Origin of the sequence: Streptomyces sp. NPDC056503, from assembly GCF_042794995.1 — a bacterium.
In the GTDB taxonomy this organism is placed as follows: domain Bacteria; phylum Actinomycetota; class Actinomycetes; order Streptomycetales; family Streptomycetaceae; genus Streptomyces.
This window is the reverse complement of the sequence record NZ_JBHTST010000108.1, coordinates 1-22,238: the sequence shown is the minus strand read 5'-3', so window position 1 is coordinate 22,238 and position 22,238 is coordinate 1. Positions and strand designations below refer to the sequence as shown.

21 protein-coding genes and 1 riboswitch are annotated in these 22,238 nt (G+C 70.5%); of the genes, 7 read left to right on the top strand and 14 right to left on the bottom strand.

Annotated features, from left to right (window positions below):
• Nucleotides 1–210 precede the first annotated feature (210 nt).
• Together ACFQ8C_RS27065 and ACFQ8C_RS27060 are read right to left on the bottom strand one after the other, a co-directional pair.
• The gene (locus ACFQ8C_RS27065; RefSeq protein ID WP_383462158.1) at nucleotides 211–1,575 is read right to left on the bottom strand and encodes an NYN domain-containing protein; all 1,365 of its coding nucleotides are present in this window, start codon (nucleotides 1,573–1,575) and stop codon (nucleotides 211–213) included.
• Between the two features lie 34 nt (nucleotides 1,576–1,609).
• A complete protein-coding gene (locus tag ACFQ8C_RS27060) occupies nucleotides 1,610–1,852 on the bottom strand; it encodes a hypothetical protein (protein ID WP_383462156.1) in 243 nt (80 codons plus the stop codon).
• A gap of 160 nt (nucleotides 1,853–2,012) precedes the next feature.
• Here ACFQ8C_RS27060 and ACFQ8C_RS27055 point away from each other — a divergent pair, with 160 nt between their 5' ends.
• Together ACFQ8C_RS27055 and ACFQ8C_RS27050 are read left to right on the top strand one after the other, a co-directional pair.
• Nucleotides 2,013–2,747: a rhomboid family intramembrane serine protease gene (locus ACFQ8C_RS27055; protein ID WP_383462155.1), complete on the top strand. Its 735-nt coding sequence runs from the start codon at nucleotides 2,013–2,015 to the stop codon at nucleotides 2,745–2,747.
• Nucleotides 2,744–3,025: an Lrp/AsnC family transcriptional regulator gene (locus ACFQ8C_RS27050; protein WP_030758121.1), complete on the top strand. Its 282-nt coding sequence runs from the start codon at nucleotides 2,744–2,746 to the stop codon at nucleotides 3,023–3,025. Before ACFQ8C_RS27055 ends, ACFQ8C_RS27050 begins: the two co-directional genes overlap by 4 nt.
• Before the next feature lie 167 nt (nucleotides 3,026–3,192).
• Here the strand turns inward: ACFQ8C_RS27050 and ACFQ8C_RS27045 are convergent, their stop codons facing one another.
• From ACFQ8C_RS27045 to ACFQ8C_RS27020, 6 genes are all read right to left on the bottom strand, one after another.
• Nucleotides 3,193–4,620 (bottom strand): aminotransferase class V-fold PLP-dependent enzyme, encoded by a 1,428-nt coding sequence (locus ACFQ8C_RS27045; protein WP_383462153.1) that lies wholly within the window; start codon nucleotides 4,618–4,620, stop codon nucleotides 3,193–3,195.
• Between the two features lie 219 nt (nucleotides 4,621–4,839).
• Nucleotides 4,840–4,956: riboswitch (SAM riboswitch) on the bottom strand.
• Between the two features lie 82 nt (nucleotides 4,957–5,038).
• Nucleotides 5,039–6,103 (bottom strand): anthranilate phosphoribosyltransferase, encoded by a 1,065-nt coding sequence (trpD, locus tag ACFQ8C_RS27040; RefSeq protein ID WP_383462151.1) that lies wholly within the window; start codon nucleotides 6,101–6,103, stop codon nucleotides 5,039–5,041.
• A gap of 129 nt (nucleotides 6,104–6,232) precedes the next feature.
• Nucleotides 6,233–7,858 carry a cytochrome bc complex cytochrome b subunit gene (locus tag ACFQ8C_RS27035; protein WP_383462149.1) on the bottom strand — a complete coding sequence of 542 codons (1,626 nt, stop codon included), beginning with the start codon at nucleotides 7,856–7,858 and terminating at the stop codon, nucleotides 6,233–6,235.
• A complete protein-coding gene (locus tag ACFQ8C_RS27030) occupies nucleotides 7,855–8,907 on the bottom strand; it encodes a Rieske 2Fe-2S domain-containing protein (protein WP_383462148.1) in 1,053 nt (350 codons plus the stop codon). Before ACFQ8C_RS27030 ends, ACFQ8C_RS27035 begins: the two co-directional genes overlap by 4 nt.
• The gene (locus tag ACFQ8C_RS27025) at nucleotides 8,904–9,713 is read right to left on the bottom strand and encodes a c-type cytochrome (RefSeq protein WP_383462146.1); all 810 of its coding nucleotides are present in this window, start codon (nucleotides 9,711–9,713) and stop codon (nucleotides 8,904–8,906) included. Before ACFQ8C_RS27025 ends, ACFQ8C_RS27030 begins: the two co-directional genes overlap by 4 nt.
• A gap of 74 nt (nucleotides 9,714–9,787) precedes the next feature.
• Complete coding sequence (locus ACFQ8C_RS27020) at nucleotides 9,788–10,408, bottom strand: heme-copper oxidase subunit III (protein WP_169085597.1); 621 nt, start codon at nucleotides 10,406–10,408, stop codon at nucleotides 9,788–9,790.
• A gap of 202 nt (nucleotides 10,409–10,610) precedes the next feature.
• Here ACFQ8C_RS27020 and ACFQ8C_RS27015 point away from each other — a divergent pair, with 202 nt between their 5' ends.
• Nucleotides 10,611–11,012, top strand: coding sequence for a hypothetical protein (locus ACFQ8C_RS27015; protein WP_383462144.1), 402 nt, complete (start codon nucleotides 10,611–10,613; stop codon nucleotides 11,010–11,012).
• 12 nt (nucleotides 11,013–11,024) lie between these two features.
• On the opposite strand, the gene ACFQ8C_RS27010 is transcribed toward ACFQ8C_RS27015, so the two are convergent.
• From ACFQ8C_RS27010 to coxB, 4 genes are all read right to left on the bottom strand, one after another.
• Nucleotides 11,025–12,278 carry an Ig-like domain-containing protein gene (locus ACFQ8C_RS27010; RefSeq protein ID WP_383462142.1) on the bottom strand — a complete coding sequence of 418 codons (1,254 nt, stop codon included), beginning with the start codon at nucleotides 12,276–12,278 and terminating at the stop codon, nucleotides 11,025–11,027.
• Nucleotides 12,279–12,391: 113 nt separating this feature from the next.
• Nucleotides 12,392–12,790, bottom strand: coding sequence for a cytochrome c oxidase subunit 4 (locus ACFQ8C_RS27005; RefSeq protein ID WP_383462140.1), 399 nt, complete (start codon nucleotides 12,788–12,790; stop codon nucleotides 12,392–12,394).
• Nucleotides 12,787–14,520: a cytochrome c oxidase subunit I gene (gene ctaD / locus ACFQ8C_RS27000; RefSeq protein ID WP_383462138.1), complete on the bottom strand. Its 1,734-nt coding sequence runs from the start codon at nucleotides 14,518–14,520 to the stop codon at nucleotides 12,787–12,789. The genes ACFQ8C_RS27005 and ctaD overlap by 4 nt, the downstream gene beginning before the upstream one ends.
• Entirely contained in the window at nucleotides 14,517–15,482 is a 966-nt protein-coding gene (coxB, locus tag ACFQ8C_RS26995; protein WP_383462136.1) for a cytochrome c oxidase subunit II, read from the bottom strand. Before coxB ends, ctaD begins: the two co-directional genes overlap by 4 nt.
• Before the next feature lie 512 nt (nucleotides 15,483–15,994).
• On the opposite strand from coxB, the gene ACFQ8C_RS26990 reads away from it, so the two are divergent.
• Nucleotides 15,995–17,374 (top strand): cysteine desulfurase/sulfurtransferase TusA family protein, encoded by a 1,380-nt coding sequence (locus ACFQ8C_RS26990; RefSeq protein ID WP_383462135.1) that lies wholly within the window; start codon nucleotides 15,995–15,997, stop codon nucleotides 17,372–17,374.
• A 103-nt stretch (nucleotides 17,375–17,477) separates the two neighbouring features.
• On the opposite strand, the gene ACFQ8C_RS26985 is transcribed toward ACFQ8C_RS26990, so the two are convergent.
• Nucleotides 17,478–18,452 (bottom strand): carbohydrate kinase family protein, encoded by a 975-nt coding sequence (locus tag ACFQ8C_RS26985; RefSeq protein WP_383462133.1) that lies wholly within the window; start codon nucleotides 18,450–18,452, stop codon nucleotides 17,478–17,480.
• A gap of 130 nt (nucleotides 18,453–18,582) precedes the next feature.
• Between ACFQ8C_RS26985 and ACFQ8C_RS26980 the strand changes: the two genes are divergently transcribed.
• Nucleotides 18,583–18,789, top strand: coding sequence for a hypothetical protein (locus ACFQ8C_RS26980; protein ID WP_030496813.1), 207 nt, complete (start codon nucleotides 18,583–18,585; stop codon nucleotides 18,787–18,789).
• 70 nt (nucleotides 18,790–18,859) lie between these two features.
• Nucleotides 18,860–20,323, top strand: coding sequence for a hypothetical protein (locus ACFQ8C_RS26975; protein WP_383462132.1), 1,464 nt, complete (start codon nucleotides 18,860–18,862; stop codon nucleotides 20,321–20,323).
• A gap of 97 nt (nucleotides 20,324–20,420) precedes the next feature.
• Here ACFQ8C_RS26975 and ACFQ8C_RS26970 read toward each other — a convergent pair whose 3' ends face one another.
• On the bottom strand, nucleotides 20,421–20,777 hold the full coding sequence (locus tag ACFQ8C_RS26970; protein ID WP_031006968.1) for an iron-sulfur cluster assembly accessory protein: 357 nt from the start codon (nucleotides 20,775–20,777) through the stop codon (nucleotides 20,421–20,423).
• A 237-nt stretch (nucleotides 20,778–21,014) separates the two neighbouring features.
• Between ACFQ8C_RS26970 and nadA the strand changes: the two genes are divergently transcribed.
• Nucleotides 21,015–22,199, top strand: coding sequence for a quinolinate synthase NadA (nadA, locus tag ACFQ8C_RS26965; protein WP_383462130.1), 1,185 nt, complete (start codon nucleotides 21,015–21,017; stop codon nucleotides 22,197–22,199).
• Nucleotides 22,200–22,238: the final 39 nt, after the last annotated feature.

Sequence of the window (22,238 nt, the reverse complement as noted above, 5' to 3'; positions counted from 1 at the left end):
TCCACGGACCGCCCTGATGGGTGATCAACCGCGCGAAGGTTCGAGCCCCGACCCTAGTGACCAAGTTGTGATCAGTTCAAATCCCGCTGGCAAAAAACTCGCCCACGCAGCACTTTATTTACACGCATCACACCGCGTGTGACCACCACTTGACGGACCGCCGTCCAGAAATCGGGCATAGAACACAAGAGTTGCGAGCCGGGCGAGTCGTCACGAGAGGCGCGAAAGGCGCTTGAGGAGCAAAGCCGAAGCCACCGGCCGCGCACCGGCCTTCGCGACGCCGTCCGCCACCTCGCGGTCGGTGGAGACCACGACGACCGGCCGGCCCGGCGGCTCCGCCCTGACCAGCTGGCGGATCAACTCGTCGGCCGTGACCCCGGGCTTGGAGAAGAGCACCCGCACCCCGCGCGGCGGCGCGAGGAGCACCGGCGCGGCCAGCTCCGCCCCGTCGAAGACACAGGTGACCTCGGCGCCCGAACGGGCCGCGAGGGCGGAGAGCCCGCCGAGCAGCCGCAGCCGCTGCTTCTCCAGCGGCATCGTCGGGTAGCCGGTCTTGGTGACGTTGTAGCCGTCGACGACGAGATGGGTCTGCGGCAGCTCCAACAGCTGGTCCAGCAGGGCCGGATCGGTCTCCGACAGGGCGCGGGCCGCGATGTCCTTCGGGGACATCCGCCCCGGCTCCACCGCGTCCACCGTGTCCGCCGGGTGCACCGACACCGGCGGCAGGGCGAGTTCGCGCCGCAGCCCCTGGGCCGCGTCGAGCACGGTGTCCAACAGCAGCCGCAGCCGCATGTCCTCCACCGAGCGCCCCTCGCGGGCGGCCCGGCGGCTCGCCTCCAGGCCCGCCTCGGCCTCGCCCAGCCGGGCCTTGAGCCGCCGGGACTCGCTCTCCGCGGCGGACACCTGGGAGGCCGACTCGGAGCGGACGGCCTCGATCTCGGCCTGGGCGCGGCGCAGCGCCGCCTCACCGCGCTTCACGTCGCTCTGGGCGCTGCGCAGCTTGCGGTGAAGCGATTCGGCTTCCTTGCGGGAGGCCTCCAGGTCGTGCCGGAGCTGCTCGGTCTCGTCCCTGGTCCGCTCGCGGGCGGCGGCCAGCTCCTCGCGGAGCCGCTCCACCTCGCGCCGGCCCGCCTCGTCGGCGCGTTCGGCGTCGGCGCGCTGGACCTCCTCGCCGGCGGCGGCCACCAGCTTGGCCCAGCCCGTCGGGCGGAGCACGTAGGCCGCCGCGGCCACGTCGACGGGGTCGGCGGCGGCGGGCGGGGTGCCGGTCTCCACGGCCTCGGCCAGCTCCGGCTGGGCCTGCTTGAACCGTTCGCCGATCCGCTGCCGGAAGAGCGGATCGCCCTCCAGGGCGGCGGCCATGGCGTTGCCGGCGAACTTGGCGCGCCGGCTCGCGGTGAAGCGGGCGTACTGACGCAGGGGGGCGGGCAGCTCGGCGACGGTCAGGCCCCCGAAGGCGTCGGCGACCAGGGCGATCACTCGCCGCCGTACCCCCTCCGGCAGGGGATGGTCGAGCGTCTCGGCAGCGTCACCTGCCGCGCCGGCCGGTTCGCCACCGTGCGCGGGCTGCTCCACGATCCGTCACCCCTACTGTCGTCGGCGCCGTCCGTCAGGACTCGACGCCCGGCTTGTCCACCAGCTCGATCTGGTCCACCGCGTTGCACCAGCGGCAGCGGACCGACTCGATGGTCTCACTGACCACCTCGCGCTCCTCGACCTTGGGCTCCCCGGCGAGGTCCAGATGGACGTACTCGACGACCTTGGACGAGCGCGTCACGTCGAAGCGGGTCAGGTTGCCGCACAGGGTGCAGCGCCAGCGGGTCGCGTCGGTCGGCAGGGGAACCGTCGTCATGGTGCCGTCCTTCTTCCTGTCGTGGTGGTACCAGGTACGGGAGCCGCGGTGCGCCGTCGGACTGCGGTGCTCGATCCCGTAACCCTACGGCCTCACCGGACGGCGCCCGGCCCGGCGAGGCACTCTGTCCACTTCGTCCCTCTTGGGCCATGATCTGTCCATGATCGACTGGCGAGGCACGGCCCTGGGCGCCTGTCGCGGCGTCCGTACCGGACCCGCGGTGACCTACGGACTGATCGCCGCCTGCTGTCTCCTCTTCATTGTCAGCCCGGTCTCCGGACTGAACCCGTCGTACGGGACCGGGGACGAGGTGCTCGCGGCGCAGAGCGCGTACTTCCGGCGCTGGGGGGTGGTGCCGGCCGAGCTGACGCGGGGCGACCCCGACGCCCTCCTCACCCCCTTCACCGCCCTCTTCGTGCACGGCGGCTGGCTCCACCTGCTCGGCAACATGCTCTTCCTCTGGGTCTTCGGGGCGATGGCCGAGGAGCGGATGGGGCACGTCGAGTTCGCCCTCTTCTACCTGGGCACCGGCTACCTCGCCCTGCTGGGCTACGCGGTGGCGCACGCCGACAGCGAGCAGACCCTGGTGGGGGCCTCGGGGGCGATCTCCGCGGTGCTCGGGGCCTTCCTCTTCCTCTTCCCCCGCTCCCGGGTCACCAGCCTCTTCCCCTTCCTCTTCTTCCTGCCGCTGCGCTTCCCGGCCTGGGCGGTGCTCGTCTTCTGGTTCACGCTCCAGTGGCTGGCCGCCCGCGCGGCCGGCGCGGGACCCGGGGTCGCCTACCTGGCCCACGTCGTGGGGTTCTCCGTCGGCTTCCTCTACGCCTGGGTGCGGTTCCGGGGTGGGGATAGAGTGAAAACCCCAGCAGCGGCGACCGAGGGAGACAGCCAGCCGTGATCACCGCGATCGTCCTCATCAAGACCAGCGTGGACCGCATCCCCGAGATCGCCGAGTCGATCGCCGCGCTCGACAACGTCAGCGAGGTCTTCTCGGTGACCGGCACGTACGACCTCATCGCGATGGTCCGGGTGCCGCGCCACGACGACCTGGCCGAGGTCATCCCCGGCCGGATCAGCAAGATCCCGGGCGTCGAGGGCACCGACACCCACGTCGCCTTCCGCACCTACTCGCAGCACGACCTGGAGGCGGCCTTCGCCATCGGTCTGGAGTCCTGACCGGGAGGCGTCGCCGGACGGATCGAGCGGTGCGCCGCCGACCGGCCCCGGTGGCCGGGAAGGCGGCGGTGGCCCCGGACGGAGTCCGGGGCCACCTTCGTGCTCGTTCGTACTTGCCTTCGAGGAATGAACTCCCCGCCCGGTCCCCCGCCCGCGGCGGAGGACCGTCAGCCGCGGTCGGGGACGCAGCGGCCGTCCTCCGTGCGGTACTTCCACTGGGCGCCGTCGCGGACCAGCTCCCGCACGGCGCCGACGAAGCGCTCGACGTGCTCGTCCGGCGTACCGGCGCCGAAGCTGACGCGGATGGCGTTGAGGGACCTCTCGCCCGGGGCCGCCGGCTCGGGGGCGCCGCACTCGCCCGGGTCCTGCGGGTCGGAACCGAGGAGGGTCCGGACGAGGGGGTGGGCGCAGAAGAGGCCGTCGCGGACGCCGATGCCGTACTCGGCGGAGAGGGCCGCGGCGAAGTGGGAGCTGTTCCAGCCCTCCACCACGAAGGAGATGACGCCGACGCGCGGAGCGTCGTCGCCGAAGAGGGAGAGGACCCGCACCTCGGGGACCTCGGCGAGCCCGGCGCGGACGGTGTCGACGAGGTGCCGCTCGCGGGCGACGAGGGTGTCGAAGCCGGCCTCGGTGAGGGCCCTGCAGGCGGAGGCGATGGAGTAGACGCCGATGACGTTCGGGGAGCCGGCCTCGTGGCGGGCGGCGGTGGTGTGCCACTCGACGTCGACGCCGCCGGCCCCCTCCCCGCTGACGCGTCGCGTCACCGTGCGGGAGGCACCGCCGCCCGCCAGGTAGGGCTCGGCGGCCTGGAGCCAGTCGGCACGGCCGGCCAGCACTCCGGAGCCGAAGGGCGCGTACAGCTTGTGCCCGGAGAAGGCGACCCAGTCCACGTCGAGCTCCTGCACGGAGACCGGGTGGTGGGGGGCGAGCTGGGCGGCGTCGAGGACGATCCGGGCGCCGTGCGCGTGGGCGGCGGCGGCCAGTTCGCGGACCGGCCACAGCTCGCCGGTCACGTTGGAGGCGCCGGTGACGCAGACCAGGGCGGGACCGTACGGCTCGCGGTCGGCGAGGGCCCGCTCCAGGGTCTCGACGGCCTGGGCGGGAGTGCGCGGCGCGTTGAGGTACGTCACCCGGGCATCGCGCCACGGCAGCAGGGAGGCGTGGTGCTCGGTCTCGAAGACGAAGACCTGGCAGCCGGCGGGGACCACCTGGGCGAGCAGGTTGAGCGAGTCGGTGGTGGAGCGGGTGAAGACGACCTGGTCGTCCTCGCGGCAGTCGAGGAACTCGGCGACGGTGGCGCGGCTCTGCTCGAAGAGGTCGGTGGAGAGCTGGGAGAGGTAGCCGGCGCCGCGGTGGACGCTGCCGTAGTACGGGGCGTAGGCGGCGACGTCGTCCCAGACGCGCTGGAGGGCGGGGGCACTGGCCGCGTAGTCGAGGGCCGCGTAGCTCACCTCGCCGCCGGTGACGAGCGGGACGGTGACGTCACGGCCGAGGACGGGCAGCGGGCCGGTGCAGCAGGCGTCGGCGGAGTCGGCGGCGGTCTCGGTGGCGGCGGTGACGGCAGTGACGGCGGCGGCGTTCGGGCGTGCGGACATGGCGGTATCTCCCGGCGGTACAGGCGAGTGGCGTGAAGGACCCGCCGGGCGGCGTCGCGAAACGGCGCGCCACGTACGGGTGGGGACCTCGACGCGCGACGAGAGAGGTAAGGAAGGAAGGCCGCACGGAGGTGGGAAAAAGGGGCCGGAGGCCCTATCGCATTCGCTTGCTCACGAGACCGCTCCCTTGAGGACCAGGACCCCAGGGATGGCGCAAGGGGTCCGCGCTTGCCGAGGACCTTGCTGTCCACGGCCTGGTCTTCACCCGGGGCACCCCGCCACGGACGGAGGGTTGCCGGACAGCCAGCCGGGGCTTGAGGGCTGTCACTCATGACCTGTAGCCGAACGTATGCCACCGCTCGCGGTCCGCGCAACCCCGTCCGCATACCGGAACGGGGCTCGCGCGGACCGCGAGGACCTAGGCGTTGCTGGCGGCGATCCAGCGGTCCAGGGTCGCGCGGGCGGCCCCGGAGTCGATCGACTCGGCGGCCCGCGCCATCCCGGCGCTCAGCCGCTCCGCGAGGGTGCCCTCGCCGGGGTCCAGGGCGGTGAGCGCCGCCGCCGCGTTGAGCAGCACCGCGTCCCGGACCGGACCGGTCTCGCCGGCGAGGAGCCGGCGGGCGACGTCGGCGTTGTACGAGGCGTCGGCGCCGCGCAGCGCCTCCAGGGGCACGAGGTCGAGGCCCACGTCACGCGGGTCGAAGACCTCCGGGCGGACCGCGCCGTCGCGGACCACCCAGACCCGGGAGGTCGAGGTGGTGGTCAGCTCGTCGAGGCCGTCGTCACCGCGGAAGACGAGGGCGGAGTTGCCGCGCTCGGCGAGCACCCCGGCGACGATCGGCGCCATCCGCGGGTCGGCGACGCCGACGGCCTGGGCCTTCACCCGGGCCGGGTTGGTGAGCGGGCCGAGCACGTTGAAGGTGGTGCGGATGCCGAGCTGGCCGCGGGCGGCGGCCACGTGCCGCAGCGAGGGGTGGAACTTCACCGCGAAGCAGATGGTGATGCCGGCCTCCTCGGCGACCTCGGCCACCCGGGCGGGGGTGAGGTTGAGGTTGATGCCGAGCTTCTCCAGGACGTCGGAGGAGCCGGAGGCGGAGGAGGCGGCCCGGTTGCCGTGCTTGACGACCTTCGTGCCGGTGCCGGCGACGACGATCGAGGCCATCGTGGAGATGTTGACGGTCTTGGCGCCGTCGCCGCCGGTGCCGACGATGTCGACGGACGGTCCCGGCACCTCGATCGTGTTGGCGTGGGCGTACATCGTCCGGACGAGCCCGCTGATCTCCTCCACGGTCTCGCCCTTGGCCCGCAGCGCGACCATGAAGCCGGCGATCTGGGCGTCGGTCGCCTCGCCGCTCATGATCAGGTCCATCGCCCAGGCGGTGTCGTCGGCGGAGAGGTCCTGCCCTTCGAGCAGTCCGTTGAGGAGGACGGGCCAGGAGCGGCCCGCCGTGGTAGGTCCTCCAGCGGGGGTCACAGCGCTCATGGCAGCTCCTGATGATCGTGCGTCGGATACGGGGTCCAGCCTATCGATCCACGGGTACGGCAAAGAGCCCCGTCCATCGAATGGACGGGGCTCTCGCCGTGGCGACCTATGTCAGGAGGTCAGGAGGTCTCAGTGGTGGCCGTGGCCGCTCTGGATCTCCTTGTACTCCTCCAGGGTGGGCTTGGCGACCTGGTTGTCGTCGCCGTAGTAGCCCTTGTTGAGCTTGACCCGGAGCTTCTCCATCGCGCCGATCTTCCGCTGGACGCCGTTCTCGTCGACGGCCGGCGGCAGCGCGGCGGGCTCGTACTGCTCGTGCGCGGTGAGCTTGTACAGCTCGCCCTGGCTGAGCGGCTCGTGGACCTCGACGAACTCACCGTGCGGCAGGCGCTTGATGATGCCGGACTCGCGCCCGTGCAGCACCTTGTCCTTGTCCCGGCGCTGGAGGCCGAGGCAGATCCGCTTGGTGGCGATGAACGCGATGACCGGGCCGACGAAGAAGAAGATCCGCACGAACCAGGTGATCGAGTTGATCGACAGGTGGAAGTGGGTCGCCCAGAGGTCGTTTCCACCACCGATGAGCATGATCATGTACGCGGTGATCCAGGCGACACCGAAGGCGGTGCGCGTCGGAGCGTTGCGCGGGCGCTGCGCGATGTGGTGCTCGCGCTTGTCGCCCGTGATCCAGGACTCGATGAACGGGTAGACCGCGATGGCCGCGAGGACCGCCGGGAAGATCGCCAGCGGGATCATCACGCCGAGGACCAGCGTGTGGCCCCACAGGTTGATCTCCCAGCCCGGCATGACACGGATCAGACCCTCGGCGAAGCCCATGTACCAGTCGGGCTGGGCGCCGGTGGACACCTGGTCCGGGCGGTACGGGCCGATGGCCCAGATCGGGTTGATCGAGGCGACCGCCGCGACGACCGCGATGACGCCGAAGACCAGGAAGAAGAAGCCTCCGGCCTTCGCCATGTACACCGGGAGCAGCGGCATGCCGACGACGTTCTTGTTCGTCCGGCCGGGGCCCTCGAAGTGCGTGTGCTTGTGGACGAACACCAGGATCAGGTGAGCGACCACCAGGCCCAGCATGATGCCGGGGAGCAGCAGCACGTGCGCCGAGTAGAACCGGGCGACGAAGTCGCCGCCGGGGAACTCGCCGCCGAAGAGGAACATCGACAGGTAGGTGCCGACGATCGGCACCGACAGGATCGCGCCCTGCATGAAGCGGACACCGGTGCCGGAGAGCAGGTCGTCCGGGAGCGAGTAGCCGGTGAAGCCGGTGAACATGCCCAGGAAGAACAGCAGGAAGCCGAACAGCCAGTTGATCTCACGCGGCTTGCGGAACGCGCCGGTGAAGAAGACGCGCATCATGTGCACGAACATGCCGGCGAGGAAGATCAGCGCCGCCCAGTGGTGGATCTGCCGGATCAGCAGACCACCGCGCACCTCGAAGGAGATGTGCATGGTCGAGTTGAACGCCTCGGACATCAGCTGTCCCTGGAGCGGGACGTACGACCCGGCGTACTCCACCTCGTTCATCGACGGGTGGAAGAACATCGTCAGGTAGACGCCCGTCAGGATGATGATGAGGAAGCTGTAGAGGCAGATCTCGCCCAGCATGAAGGACCAGTGGTCCGGGAAGATCTTCCGCATGTTGGCCTTGGCCAGCGTGTAGATCCCCAGCCGGCCGTCGGCCCAGTCGGCCACCCGCTCACCGGCGGGGGCCTTCTTCTGCGTGTTGGTCACAGTGCTCATCCGCGCTCCCAGAATGCGGGACCGACGGGCTCGTCGAAGTCGCCGTGCGCTTCGAGGAAGCCCTTGTCGTTCACGCCGATCCGCAGCTGCGGGAGGGCGTGACCGGCCGGGCCGAAGATGACTCGGGCGCCGTCGGACAGGTCGAAGGTGGACTGGTGGCACGGGCAGAGCACGTGGTGCGTCTGCTGCTCGTACAGCGAGATCGGGCAGCCGACGTGGGTGCAGATCTTCGAGAAGGCGACGATGCCCTCGTGCGACCACTCGAGCTCGCGCTTGTCCTTGATGTCCTCCGGCTGGATGCGGACGATCATCAGGGCGGCCTTGGCGATCTCGACCTGGAAGTTGTGGTCGTGCTCCGAGAGGCCCTCGGGCATCGCGAAGGTCAGCGAACCGACGGCGACGTCCTCGGGACGCAGCGGCTCGTGCGTGTTCATGTTGATGAGCAGCTTGCCCTTGGCCCACAGGGTGGTCCGGAGCTTGCGCTCGGGCAGCGGGCCCATGTCGCGCAGCAGCATGACTCCGGAGAGCGGCACCAGGGCCAGCGCGCCGAAGAGCGTGTTGCGGATGAGCTTGCGGCGGCCGAAGCCGGACTCGGCGGCACCGGCCGCGAAGTCCGCCATGACCTTCGCCTTGACCTCGGGCGACGCCGCCATCGGGTGGCGCTCGTCCGCCATCTCGACGTCGGACATCAGGGTGCGGGCCCAGTGGACCGCGCCCGCGCCGATGAAGAAGAGGGCGAGGCCGAGGGTCCAGCCCAGCGCGAAGTTGAGCGCGGACACGTGGCCGAAGGGCCAGATGTACACGATCTTGTCGACCGGGAAGATCACGTATGAGGCGATGAAGCCGATGGTGGCCAGCATCGACAGCACGAACATGAAGGCGACGGCCCGCTCGGAGCGCCGGGCGGCCTTCTCGTCGATGTCCTGGACACGCGGCTTGTGGGGCGGAAGGCCCGGGTCGACGAACGGGTTGTCCGCGACCTTCACCGCGCCGTGCGCGGTGTCCTGCCCTGCCGGCAGGTTCTCTTCTGGAATCTCTTGGGTACTCATGACTTCTTGGCCTTAGCGGTGTGGGCCGCGACCCAGATGGCAACTGCGATCAGCGCGCCCAGACCGAAGACCCAGGCGAACAGGCCCTCGGAGACGGGGCCGAGGCCACCGAGCGAGAGGCCGCCCGGGCTGGCGGTCTGCTCGCCGTTGACGGCCTGGACGTACGCGATGATGTCCTTCTTCTCCTTCTCCGGCATGGTCGTGTCCGGGAAGGAGGGCATGTTCTGCGGGCCGGTCTGCATGGCCTCGTAGAGGTGCTTCGGGCTGACGCCCTCAAGGCTCGGGGCGTACTTGCCGTGCGTCAGCGCGCCGCCCTCGCCGGTGAAGTTGTGGCACTGCGCGCAGTTGGTGCGGAACAGCTCGCCACCCTTCGCGATGTCGGCGCCCTCAGGGCTGTACTGGCCTTCCTTGGGCGTGGCCGGGCCGGCACCGAGGGAGGCCACGTACGCCGCGAGCTGATCGATCTCGGCCTGCGTGTAGATGACCTTCTTCTTCGGGACCTGGGCACCAGGCTGCTGCGCCGGCATACGGCCGGTGCCGACCTGGAAGTCCACGGAGGCGGAGCCCACGCCGACGAGGGACGGGCCGTCAGTGGTGCCCTGACCGCCGGTTCCGTGGCAGCTGGCGCAGCCGACGGAGTAGAGCTTCTTGCCCTCCTCGATGGCGAGGGACTGGGCGGTTTCATCGGCCTTCGCCGTGCCCGCGGGCGCGAACGCGGCGTACAGCCCCCCCGTGGCCGCCAGCGCGAGAAGTAGGACGACGACCGCCGCCAGCGGATGGCGTCGTCGTGCGGAGAGCTTTTTCACGGATTACCCCGGTGTCAGGATCTTCTGCGTCGATGCTTGCTGGATGTCGGTCCGCCGCGACGGGCGGTGACCGACTACTTGATCATGTAGATCGTGGCGAAGAGGCCGATCCAGACGACATCGACGAAGTGCCAGTAGTAGGACACGACGATGGCGGCGGTTGCCTGCTCGTGAGTGAACCTCTTGGCGGCGTACGTCCGGCCGAGGACCAGCAGGAAGGCGATGAGACCGCCCGTCACGTGCAGGCCGTGGAAGCCGGTGGTCAGGTAGAACACCGTGCCGTACGGGTCCGACGAGAGCGAGAGGCCCTCGTGCTTGACCAGCTCGGTGTACTCCAGGACCTGGCCGCCGATGAAGATCGCACCCATCACGAACGTGATGATGAACCACGTCCGGAGCTTCTTCACGTCGCCCCGCTCGGCGGCGAAGACGCCGAGCTGGCAGGTCAGCGAGGAGAGCACCAGGATCGTGGTGTTGGTCGCCGAGAAGGGGAAGTTCAAGGCCGCGGCCTTTTCCGCCCAGAACTCGGGACCGGTCACCGATCGCAGGGTGAAGTACATCGCGAAGAGGGCCGCGAAGAACATCAGCTCGGAACTCAGCCAGATGATGGTTCCGACGCTGGTGAGGTTCGGTCGATTGACCGACGGGTGCGCGTGCCCGGTATCTACTGTCGTTACTGTCGCCACGACCGACATTATGTCGGTCGCTTATCCCGCCCTCACTCCGGGGGGTGCCGTTCGGAGTGTCAGAGGGGTGTGTCCAGCCCGAACGGCCCATCGCGAGGGCCTCCCGGCACCCTTCGAACAGGTGTTGAACGGGTGTTGACGGGGTGTGGAGCGGAGTAGCATCCCGCGCACCGGTCGAGGACGACCGGCCCGCCTTCCGGACGGAGGAACGATGCAGTCGAGTGCCACGGTCCTGGTCTACAGCGACGACGCGAACACCCGGGAGCAGGTCCGGCTCGCCGCCGGGCGGCGGCCCGCGGCGGACGTGCCCCCGGTGCGGTTCGTGGAGTGCGCGACGCTCCCGGCCGTGCTCAAGATGCTTGACGAGGGCGGGATCGACGTCTGCGTGCTGGACGGCGAGGCCGTCCCGGCGGGCGGCATGGGCGTCTGCCGGCAGATCAAGGACGAGGTCTTCCACTGCCCGCCGGTGCTGCTGCTCATCGGCCGCCCGCAGGACGCCTGGCTGGCCACCTGGAGCCGCGCGGACGCCGCGGTCACCCTTCCGGTGGAACCGGTCGAGTTCGCGGCGTCCCTGGCGTCCCTGCTCCGCAGCCGCCTGTCGCTCGACGCGTAGCCCCCGGCGGGGCTAGAGGGACGGCCTGAGGCGGGCCTTGGCGTCGTGGGTGGCCGTGGGGTCGCCCTTCTCGGCGACCAGGGCGCTGCCTCGGCGCCACTTCTCCCAGGTCAGGTTCCAGTCGCCGAAGCCGTTGCCGAAGGGGTCCATCATGTCGCCGGAGCTGTTGACGGTGCGGACGATGTCGCCGGGGCGGACGGTCTCGTAGAACCAGGCGGCGTTGCCGGTGGACATGCCCACGCAGCCGTGGCTGACGTTGGCGACGCCCTGGGAGCCGACGGACCAGGGGGCGGCGTGTACGTACTCGCCGCTCCAGGTGACCCGGGTGGCGTAGTACACCGGCAGGTCGTACGACTCCGAGCTGCCCTCGGAGATGCCGATGCTGGTGCCGCGCATCCGGACGTAGTACTCCTTGCCGAGCACCACTTTGATCCCGTTTCGGGTGGAGAAGCCCGGTTTCCCGGTGGTCACCGGAATGGTGTTGATCACTTCTCCGTTGCGCCGCACCGTCATGTAGTGGGTCCCGGCGTCGGCGACGGCCTCGATCCGGTCGCCGATCCTCAGCCGGAGCGGCTTGGAGGGGCCGCCGTAGAGCTTGTCGCCGACGCGGAGGCCGTCGAGGTTGCCGGTGACCGAGACGAGCGTGCCGGCCGGCCAGTACTCCTTGGGCCGGAAGTGCAGCTTCTTGTCGTCCACCCAGTACCAGGAGCCCTCGACGGCGGGCGTGGAGCGGACCTTGAGTGCCCGTTCGACGACGGCGCGCGCCGCCCGGTCCTTGACGGGGAGGCTGAGCTCGGCCGTGATCGGCTGCCCTACGCCGTACGTGCCCGCCTCCGGCCCGAAGGTGGCGGTCAGGGCCCTTTTGGCCGGGGCCGTCTCGAAGGTGTACGTACGGGCGCCAGGGGCCCCGTCCTCGTCCTCCGCGGCCACCCTGACGGTGTAACGGGCCCCCGCGGCCAGGGAGGCCGTGGAGCGCCACGTACGCCCGTCGGCGGTGAGTTCGCCCGCCAGATGGCGGCCGGCCGCGTCGGTGACGGTGACGTCGGTGATCCTCCCGTCGTCGTCCGTGGAGGTGATCTCCAGCGGCTTCTCGGGGTCCACCCGGGTCCCGTCGCCCGCCGAGAACGCGATCTGGTCGGCCGCGTCGTAGGGGCTCGCCGAGAGCGGGTGGTCGTCGGAGCCCGCGCACGCCGTCGCGCCGGCGGTGACGGTGAGGGCCAGAAGGGTGCAGCTCAGAACAGTCCGAATGCGCGGCGTGTCGTTCATGGCTCTCACGCTAGGGACAGTTCCGCGAGCAGGCGCGCCGAGCGCGGCAAAAGAGGGGCCCGGCCGCTTCGCGTGCGAAGTGACCGGGCCCCTCGGGGTGTTACGGGGTACTGCTACTGGTTCTGGTTCTCACCGCGGTAGAACTCGAACACCCAGCCCCAGATGCCGACGAGGATCAGCGGGGCGGAGAAGTACATGATCCACCAGCCCATCGCGACCCCGAGGAACGCGAGGGCTCCACCGACGGCCAGCGACAGCGGCTGCCAGCTGTGGGGGGCGAAGAAGCCCACCTCGCCGGCCTCGTCCGCGACGTCGGCCTCCTTGTCGTCCTGCGCCATCGCGTCGACCCGCTTGGCCGTGAAGGCCAGGTAGTAGCCGATCATGATGGAGAGGCCGAAGGCCAGGAAGAGCGCCGTCGTGCCGACCGGCTCCTTGCTCCAGACGCCGTAGAGGATCGCCATGGCAAGGATGAAGACGCTCAGCCAGATGAACATCTTGCCCTGGATCTTCACTTGCCGGCCTCCTTGCTGCCCGTGAGGGCCGCGGCCTCGTGCGGCTTGTTCTCGAGCTGGTCGACAGCCGCGATCTCAGGGTGGTGCAGGTCGAACGCCGGCGATTCCGAACGGATCCGCGGCAGGGTGAGGAAGTTGTGCCGCGGCGGCGGGCAGGACGTCGCCCACTCGAGCGAGCGGCCGTAGCCCCACGGGTCGTCGACCTCGATCTTCTTGCCGTACTTGGCGGTCTTCCAGACGTTGTAGAAGAACGGCAGGATCGACAGACCGAGCAGGAAGGACGAGATCGTCGAGATCGTGTTCAGCGCGGTGAAGCCGTCGGCGTCCAGGTAGTCCGCGTAACGACGCGGCATGCCCTCGGCACCGAGCCAGTGCTGCACCAGGAACGTGCCGTGGAAGCCGATGAACAGCGTCCAGAACGTCATCTTGCCGAGCCGCTCGTCCAGCATCTTGCCCGTGAACTTCGGCCACCAGAAGTGGAAGCCGGCGAACATTGCGAAGACCACGGTGCCGAAGACGACGTAGTGGAAGTGCGCGACGACGAAGTACGAGTCGGAGACGTGGAAGTCCATCGGCGGCGAGGCCAGGATGACGCCCGTCAGACCACCGAAGGTGAAGGTGATCAGGAAGCCGATCGTCCAGAGCATCGGGGTCTCGAAGGACAGGGAGCCCTTCCACATCGTGCCGATCCAGTTGAAGAACTTCACGCCGGTGGGTACGGCGATGAGGAACGTCATGAAGGAGAAGAACGGCAGGAGTACGCCACCCGTGACGTACATGTGGTGGGCCCACACGGTCACGGACAGACCGGCGATCGCGATGGTCGCGGCCACCAGGCCGATGTAGCCGAACATCGGCTTGCGGCTGAAGACCGGGATGATCTCGGAGACGATGCCGAAGAACGGCAGGGCGATGATGTACACCTCTGGGTGTCCGAAGAACCAGAAGAGGTGTTGCCACAGCAGGGCGCCGCCGTTGGCGGCGTCGAAGACGTGGGCACCGAACTTGCGGTCCGCCTCCAGGGCGAACAGCGCGGCCGCCAGGACCGGGAAGGCGAGCAGGACCAGGACACCGGTCAGCAGCACGTTCCAGGTGAAGATCGGCATGCGGAACATCGTCATGCCGGGGGCGCGCATGCAGATGATCGTGGTGATGAAGTTGACCGAACCGAGGATCGTGCCGAAGCCGGAGAAGGCCAGACCCATGATCCACATGTCGGCGCCGACACCCGGCGAGCGGACGGCGTCCGACAGCGGGGAGTAGGCGAACCAGCCGAAGTCGGCCGCACCCTGGGGGGTGAGGAAGCCGGCCACCGCCATGATCGAGCCGAAGAGGTACAGCCAGTAGGCGAACATGTTCAGCCGCGGGAACGCCACGTCGGGCGCGCCGATCTGCAGCGGCATGATCCAGTTGGCGAAACCGGCGAACAGCGGCGTCGCGAACATCAGCAGCATGATCGTGCCGTGCATCGTGAACGCCTGGTTGAACTGCTCGTTCGACATGATCTGCGTGCCCGGACGGGCCAGCTCGGCGCGCATGAAGAGCGCCATGAGGCCACCGATGCAGAAGAACACGAACGACGTGACCAGGTACATCGTACCGATGGTCTTGTGGTCGGTGGTGGTCAGCCACTTCACCACCACATTGCCGGGCTGCTTGCGGCGGACGGGCACCTCGTTCTCGTACGAGTCCTCAGCCGCGGCACCCTTGGTTTCGTTGGGGATGCTCACAGTTGGTTCTTCTCCGCGTTCCTGGCCGGGTCCGTCTGCTCGATGCCGGACGGAATGTAGCCGGTCTGACCCTTCTCGGCCAGCTCCTTCAGGTGCGCCTGGTAGCGCTCCGGGGAGACCACCTTGACGTTGAAGAGCATCCGGGAGTGGTCGACACCGCACAGCTCGGCGCACTTGCCGAGGAAGGTGCCCTCACGGGTCGCGGTGACCTCGAAGGCGTTGGTGTGACCCGGGATGACGTCCTGCTTCATGAGGAAGGGGACGACCCAGAAGGAGTGGATCACGTCACGCGAGGTGAGGACGAAGCGGACCTTCTCGCCCTTCGGCAGCCACAGGGTCGGGCCCGGGTTGCCGGTCTGCGGGTTCCGGTCGCCGGGGATGCCGGCGTCGTACACGCCGCCCGCGTTCGCCGGGAACTGGTCGATGAACTTGTCCGGGATGGACGCGAGGTTCTCGTCCTTCTTCGCGTCACCCTCGACGCCGGGCACGTCCTCGATGTAGTTGAAGCCCCAGCTCCACTGATAGCCGACCACGTTGATCGTGTGGGCCGGCTTGTCGGCGAGCGAGAGGAGCTTCGACTCGTCGCGTGCGGTGAAGTAGAAGAGCACCGACACGATGATGAGCGGGGTGACCGTGTACAGCGCCTCGATCGGCATGTTGTAACGGGTCTGCGGAGGTACCTCGACCTTGGTCCGGCTGCGCCGGTGGAAGATGACGGCCCAGAGGATCAGGCCCCACACCAGGATTCCGGTGATGAGCGCGGCCGCCCACGAACCCTGCCAGAGGGAGAGGATCGTAGGAGCCTCTTCCGTGACGGGGGTGGGCATACCAAGGCGGGGGAAGTCTTCCCAGTTGTACGAGCAGCCGGTGGCTGTCGCCAGGATCAGGCCCGCAGTCAGCACCTGCGGCAGCTTCCGCCGCATCGGGCGCCGCGACGAGCGGTCGGAGCCGTTGGGACTCACGTAGCGCCTTCCCGAGAGTCTCGGCCCGCGTTGGTCGGCCACGGCCGTCCGTCTCGCTGGTCGGTCGCCGCCCCGGCCGCGGGCAGGGGTTTGGATGTTTATGCGGACCAAACCCTACTGGACGCTATTTGGGGTCGCGCGGGGAGGGTGCCCAACGCGCCGTCCGAGTCCCCGAAGGGGTGGACGCGAGGGTTCCGGAGAGGGACCGGAAGCCCCCGTTCGGGGGGTCTGACGGCCCACCGGCACGCTCTCCTGACGCGCCCTCACCCACGACGGCCGAGGTCGGGGACGGGGCTCGGCGTACGGCGGACGGGACGCCGACGGGGGCGCGCGGGACGGCGGCGGGCGGGCGCGGACGGGTGGCCGGGCGGTCGGTGGGCGGACGCGGGTGGCCGGTGGGCGAACGTGGGCGGACGGGCGGGGCGGGCCTGGTCGACGGGCGGGGCGGGGCCTGGCCGGCCGGGCGCCGGGCGCGGCGGGGTGGGGGCCGCCGCAGGCTCTACGGTGGGCGGATGCCGTACTTCGACGCCGCGTCCGCCGCTCCCCTGCACCCCGTCGCCCGTCAGGCGCTGCTCGCCTCCCTCGACGAGGGGTGGGCCGACCCCGCCCGGCTCTACCGGGAGGGACGGCGGGCCCGGCTGCTGCTCGACGCGGCGCGGGAGGCCGCCGCGGACGCGGTGGGCTGTCGCCCCGACGAACTCGTCTTCACTCCTTCGGGAACACGCGCGGTCCACTCGGGCGTGTCGGGAGCGCTCGCCGGACGCCGACGGGTGGGCCGTCGGCTGCTGGTCTCGGCCGTCGAGCACTCCTCGGTGCTGCACGCGGCCGAGGCGCACGCGGCGGCCGGCGGGGAGGTGACGGAGATTCCGGTCGGCCGGACCGGGGCGGTGGACCCGGCGGCCTTCGCGGCGGAGCTGGGCGAGGGCGTGGCCCTCGCCTGTCTCCAGTCGGCCAACCACGAGGTGGGCACGGAGCAGCCGGTGGCCGAGGTCGCGGAGGCGTGCCGGGCGGCCGGGGTGCCACTGCTGGTCGACGCGGCGCAGTCGCTGGGATGGGGGCCGGTGCCGGAGGGCTGGTCGCTCCTCGCCGCGAGCGCGCACAAGTGGGGCGGGCCGGCCGGGGTGGGGCTGCTCGCGGTCCGGAAGGGCGTACGGTTCGCGCCCCAAGGCCCGTCGGACGAAAGGGAGTCGGGCCGGGCGCCCGGTTTCGAGAACCTGCCCGCGATCGTGGCGGCGGCGGCCTCGCTGCGGGCGGTACGGGCCGAGGCGGCGGCGGAGGGCGCCCGGCTGCGGGCCCTGGTGGACCGGATCCGGGCGCGGGTGCCGGAGCTGGTGCCGGACGTCGAGGTCGTCGGCGACCCGGTGCGGCGCCTCCCCCACCTCGTCACCTTCTCCTGCCTGTACGTCGACGGCGAGACGCTGCTGGCGGAGCTGGACCGGGAGGGTTTCTCCGTTTCGTCCGGTTCGTCATGCACGAGCTCGACGCTGACGCCCAGCCATGTGCTGCGCGCGATGGGCGTCCTGAGCGAGGGGAACGTACGGGTCTCCCTGCCGGCCGGCACGGAGGAGGCGGACGTGGACCGCTTCCTGACGGTGCTGCCGGGGCTGGTGGCGTCGGTCCGGGAGCGCCTGGGCGCGGTGCCGGTGACGACGGACGCGCTCGCCGGGGAGCTCGTCGTCGACGCGCTCGGGAAGCGGTGCCCGATCCCGGTGATCGAGCTGGCGAAGGTGATCGGTTCGGTGCGGGTGGGAGGGACGGTGACCGTGCTGTCCGACGACGAGGCGGCGCGGCTGGACATCCCGGCGTGGTGCGAGATGCGGGAGCAGGAGTACGTGGGCGAGGCGGCCGTGCCCGGGGGCGGCCACGCCTACACCGTCCGCCGCACCAGCTGACCCCGCCGCGGCCGACCGCCCTCGCCGCCGTTCCGTCGTGGGCCGTCGTCCCGCCGGGGGGGACGCCGGTCCACGCGGAGGCGCGGCGGAGGCGTCGCGGGGGTCAGGAGAGGTGGGTGTGGAGGGTTTCGGTGGCTTCCTCGCCGTAGGCCTTGGTGAAGCGGTCGATGAAGTTGGTGCGGCGGAGGGTGTACTCCTGCGTGCCCAGCGTCTCGATGACCAGCGTCGCCAGCATGCAGCCGATCTGCGCCGCGCGCTCCAGGTCGACGCCCCACGACAGGCCCGTGAGGAAGCCCGCGCGGAAGGCGTCGCCGACGCCGGTGGGGTCGACCTTGGCGTCCTCCTCCGGGCAGCCGACCTCGATCACCGGCTCGCCGACCCGCTCGATGCGGACGCCGCGCGAGCCGAGCGTGGTGACGCGGTGGCCGACGCGGGACAGGATCTCCTCGTCGGTCCAGCCGGTCTTCGACTCGATGAGGCCCTTCTCGTACTCGTTGGAGAAGAGGTAGGTCGCGCCGTCGAGGAGGGTGCGGATCTCCTCGCCGTCCATGCGCGCGATCTGCTGGGAGAAGTCGGCGGCGAAGGGGATGCCCCGGGTCCTGCACTCCTCGGTGTGGCGCAGCATCGCCTCGGGGTCGTCCGCGCCGATGAGGACGAGGTCGAGGCCGCCCACCCGGTCGGCGACGGCCTTGAGCTCGATGAGGCGGGCCTCGCTCATGGCGCCGGTGTAGAAGGACCCGATCTGGTTGTGGTCCTTGTCCGTGGTGCAGACGAAGCGCGCGGTGTGCAGGACCTCGGAGATGCGGACGGAGCCGGTGTCGACACCGTGGCGGTCGAGCCAGGCGCGGTACTCGTCGAAGTCGTAGCCGGCCGCGCCGACGAGGATCGGGTTGCCGCCGAGCTGGCCCATGCCGAAGCAGATGTTGGGGCCCACTCCGCCGCGGCGGACGTCGAGGTTGTCCACGAGGAAGGACAGGGACACCGTGTGGAGCTGGTCGGCCACGAACTGGTCGGCGAACCGGCCGGGGAAGGTCATGAGGTGGTCGGTGGCGATGGAGCCGGTGACTGCGATACGCACGGCTGGACGCTCCTGCGGGTAATGGGTGATGACGATCCACGTTATCCGTTGCCGGGCCCGCTGCCGAACAGTGGAAACTACCCCAGAGTAGGTCTTTTCTCCGGAGGCGGGTGGTGCATACGGTGCGCCCATGACCACGTACCCCGCTCCGCGTGAGCGACACGAGTCCGAACTGAGCCTCGCCGAGCTGCGCGGCGCCAGTGCCCGGATGGTCCCGCACTGGGTGACGCCGGCCGATCCGGCGCCCGCCCCCGTCTCCCCCGCCTCCATCCACGGGGTGGTCGTCCCCGACGCGTCGGCGCGGCTGATCGCCGCCACCGCCGAGTACGGCGGCTGAGGGGAGGACGGAACCGACCGCGCCCCCGCCCCGTCCCACCGGTGTCCGAACGACACGAGGGAGCGTTGCGGTGAGCGGTACGGAGAGCGGACGCGGGCGGCGGACCGCACTCGTCGCCTCGGTGGCGGCGGGTGTGCTGCTGGCCGGTGGCGGTGGGCTGTATCTGACCGCCTCCGGCGATGACGGGCCCGACGCGGAGTCGCGGGCCTCGGGAGCACCCGCACCGCCGCCCCTGCGGCTCGGGGGCGGGAGCGGCGGTACGGGCCCGGGCGCGGGGATCGCGCCGGGCGAACCGGACCCGGGCGGCGGCCCGAACGGGACGGTCTACAGAGCCGAGGGCCCACTCCCCCAAGGGCCCTCGTCGGCCGCGGTCCACCGGCCGAGGGGCCTGGTCACCTCCGAGGAGGTGACCAGGCTGGCCGGGGCACTCGGGGTCGAAGGGCGCCCCGCGCTGGTCGGGGACGTGTGGACGATCCGGCCCGAGAAGGACGGTCAGGGGCCGCGCCTGGACGTGGCGCGGCAGGCGCCCGGGAACTGGACGTACTCCTGGTACGACGGCGGTCCGGCCGGCGACACCTGCCTGAAGGGGAAGGCGTGCCCGCCGCCCGGTGAGGCGAAGCCGCCCGCCGGGGGCTCCCCGGTGAGCGAGGCCGCCGCGAGGGCGGCCGCCGCGCCCGTACTGAAGGCGCTGGGGCAGGACGACGCCAAGGTGTCCGCGTCGCAGGTGATGAACGGCTCGGTGCGGGTGGTGAACGCCGATCCGGTGATCGGCGGGCTGCCCACCTACGGCTGGTCGACGGGGCTGCACATCGGCCCGGACGGACGGCCGGTCGCGGGCAGCGGGACGCTGAAGGAGCCGGCCGAGGACGCGACGTACCCGGTGGTGTCGGCGGAACGGGCGCTGGCCCGGCTGAACGAGGAGTCGAAGGGCACCGGGCCGATCGGCATCGGCGGCTGCGCCACGGACCCGCCGGCCGGGGAGCCGCAGGCGCCGGAGGGGGGCGGGGAGGACGCGCCCTGCCAGGTGGCCGTGGACATGGCCCCGCCGCGCCAGGTGCCGGTGACGGGTGCCGTGCTGGGCCTGGCGGCGACGGACACGCCGGACGGGCGGGCGCTGGTGCCGGCGTGGCTGTTCACGGCCGATCCGGCGGACTCGGCGCCGTACACGGTGACCTCGACGGCGGTGGCGGCGGAGTTCCTGGCGCCGCCGGCGAAGCCGTCGCCCGAGCCCACCCCGGAGCCGGACCCCTCCGACGGCGCGGCCCCGGCGCGGCGGATCGAGTCGTTCACCGTCGACGGTGACGGGCGGACGCTGGCGGTGACCTTCTGGGGCGGGGTGTGCAGCACGTACACGGCGCACGTGGTCGAGGACCCGCGCCAGGTGCGGGTGCGGATCGGGGAGAAGCCCCAGGATCCGGACCGGGCCTGCATCCTGGTCGCCAAGGAGATCACCGTGGAGGTGACACTGGGGGCACCGCTGGGCGACCGGCCGGTGGTGGACGCGGCGAGCGACGAGGCGGTGCCGCGCAGGTAGGCGGGGGCGCGCGGAAAAGGGCGCGGCACGCGGAAAAGGGCGGTGGCCCGGGAGGTCGGTCTCCCGGGCCACCGCCCCTTCGTCGCTCCGCGACGGCTTAGCTGAACGAGTCGCCGCAGGCGCAGGAGCCGGTGGCGTTCGGGTTGTCGATCGTGAAGCCCTGCTTCTCGATGGTGTCGACGAAGTCGATGGAGGCGCCGCCGAGGTACGGGGCGCTCATGCGGTCGGTGACGACCTTGACGCCGTCGAAGTCCTTGACGACGTCGCCGTCGAGCGAGCGCTCGTCGAAGAACAGCTGGTAACGCAGGCCGGAGCAGCCACCGGGCTGGACGGCGACGCGCAGAGCCAGGTCGTCGCGGCCTTCCTGCTCCAGCAGAGCCCTGACCTTGGCGGCGGCGGCGTCGGTCACGATGATGCCGTCGGTGACGGTGCCGGTCTCGTCCGATACGGACATCTACATCTCTCCCGGGTTGTACGGAGACTGCTTGCCGACGGTTGCAACCGACGGCGCCCCGGATTCATTCCGGGTCGAGTGGGGTTTCCCTCCCTTCATGCTCGCACACCCTGTCCAGAGACGCGGAGAGCGAATTCGTCACATCGACACTATGGCCATCGTCAGAATGACGTGAAGGGGTTATGATAGATAGCGTCATTTAGACGAGAAGGCTCTCGAAGACTCCCCGAAGAAAGGGTGCGTGACGTGACCACCGCCCAGAACACCCTGGACGTCCAGCCGACGCCGCTCGCCCTGCTGCTGCTCGGCCGCGAGGCCGACCCCAAGAGCGAGCGCGGCGTGGAGTGTCCCGGCGACCTGCCGTCTCCCTCCGACCCCGACCTGGTGGAGCGAGCGCGCGCGGCCAAGGAGAAGCTCGGGGACAAGGTCTTCGTCCTCGGCCACCACTACCAGCGCGACGAGGTCATCCAGTTCGCCGACGTCACCGGCGACTCCTTCAAGCTCGCCCGTGACGCCGCCGCCAAGCCGGAGGCCGAGTACATCGTCTTCTGCGGCGTGCACTTCATGGCCGAGTCGGCCGACATCCTCACCGGCGACGACCAGAAGGTCGTCCTGCCGGACCTCGCGGCCGGCTGCTCGATGGCCGACATGGCCACCGCCGAGCAGGTCGCCGAGTGCTGGGACGTCCTGGTCGAGGCGGGGATCGCCGAGCAGGTCGTGCCCGTCTCGTACATGAACTCCTCGGCCGACATCAAGGCGTTCACCGGCAAGCACGGCGGCACGATCTGCACCTCGTCGAACGCGAAGCGGGCCCTCGACTGGGCCTTCGAGCAGGGCGAGAAGGTGCTCTTCCTGCCGGACCAGCACCTGGGCCGCAACACCGCCGTCCGCGACATGGGCATGTCCCTGGACGACTGCGTGCTCTACAACCCGCACAAGCCGAACGGCGGGCTCACCGTCGAGGAGCTGCGGAACGCCAAGATGATCCTCTGGCGTGGCCACTGCTCGGTGCACGGCCGCTTCTCGCTGGACTCGGTCAACGACGTCCGCGAGCGCGTCCCGGGCGTGAACGTCCTCGTGCACCCGGAGTGCAAGCACGAGGTCGTCGCCGCCGCGGACTACGTGGGCTCGACCGAGTACATCATCAACACCCTGGAGGCGGCCCCGGCCGGCTCGAAGTGGGCCATCGGCACCGAGCTGAACCTGGTCCGCCGGGTGGCCGCCGCCCACCCGGACAAGGAGATCGTCTTCCTCGACAAGACGGTCTGCTTCTGCTCGACCATGAACCGGATCGACCTGCCGCACCTGGTGTGGACGCTGGAGTCGCTGGCCGAGGGCAACCTGGTCAACCGGATCGAGGTCGACCGGGAGACGGAGTCGTTCGCGAAGCTGGCGCTGGAGCGGATGCTGGCACTGCCGTAACGATTCTCCGGTACGTACGCAGAAGGGGCGCCCCGCGAA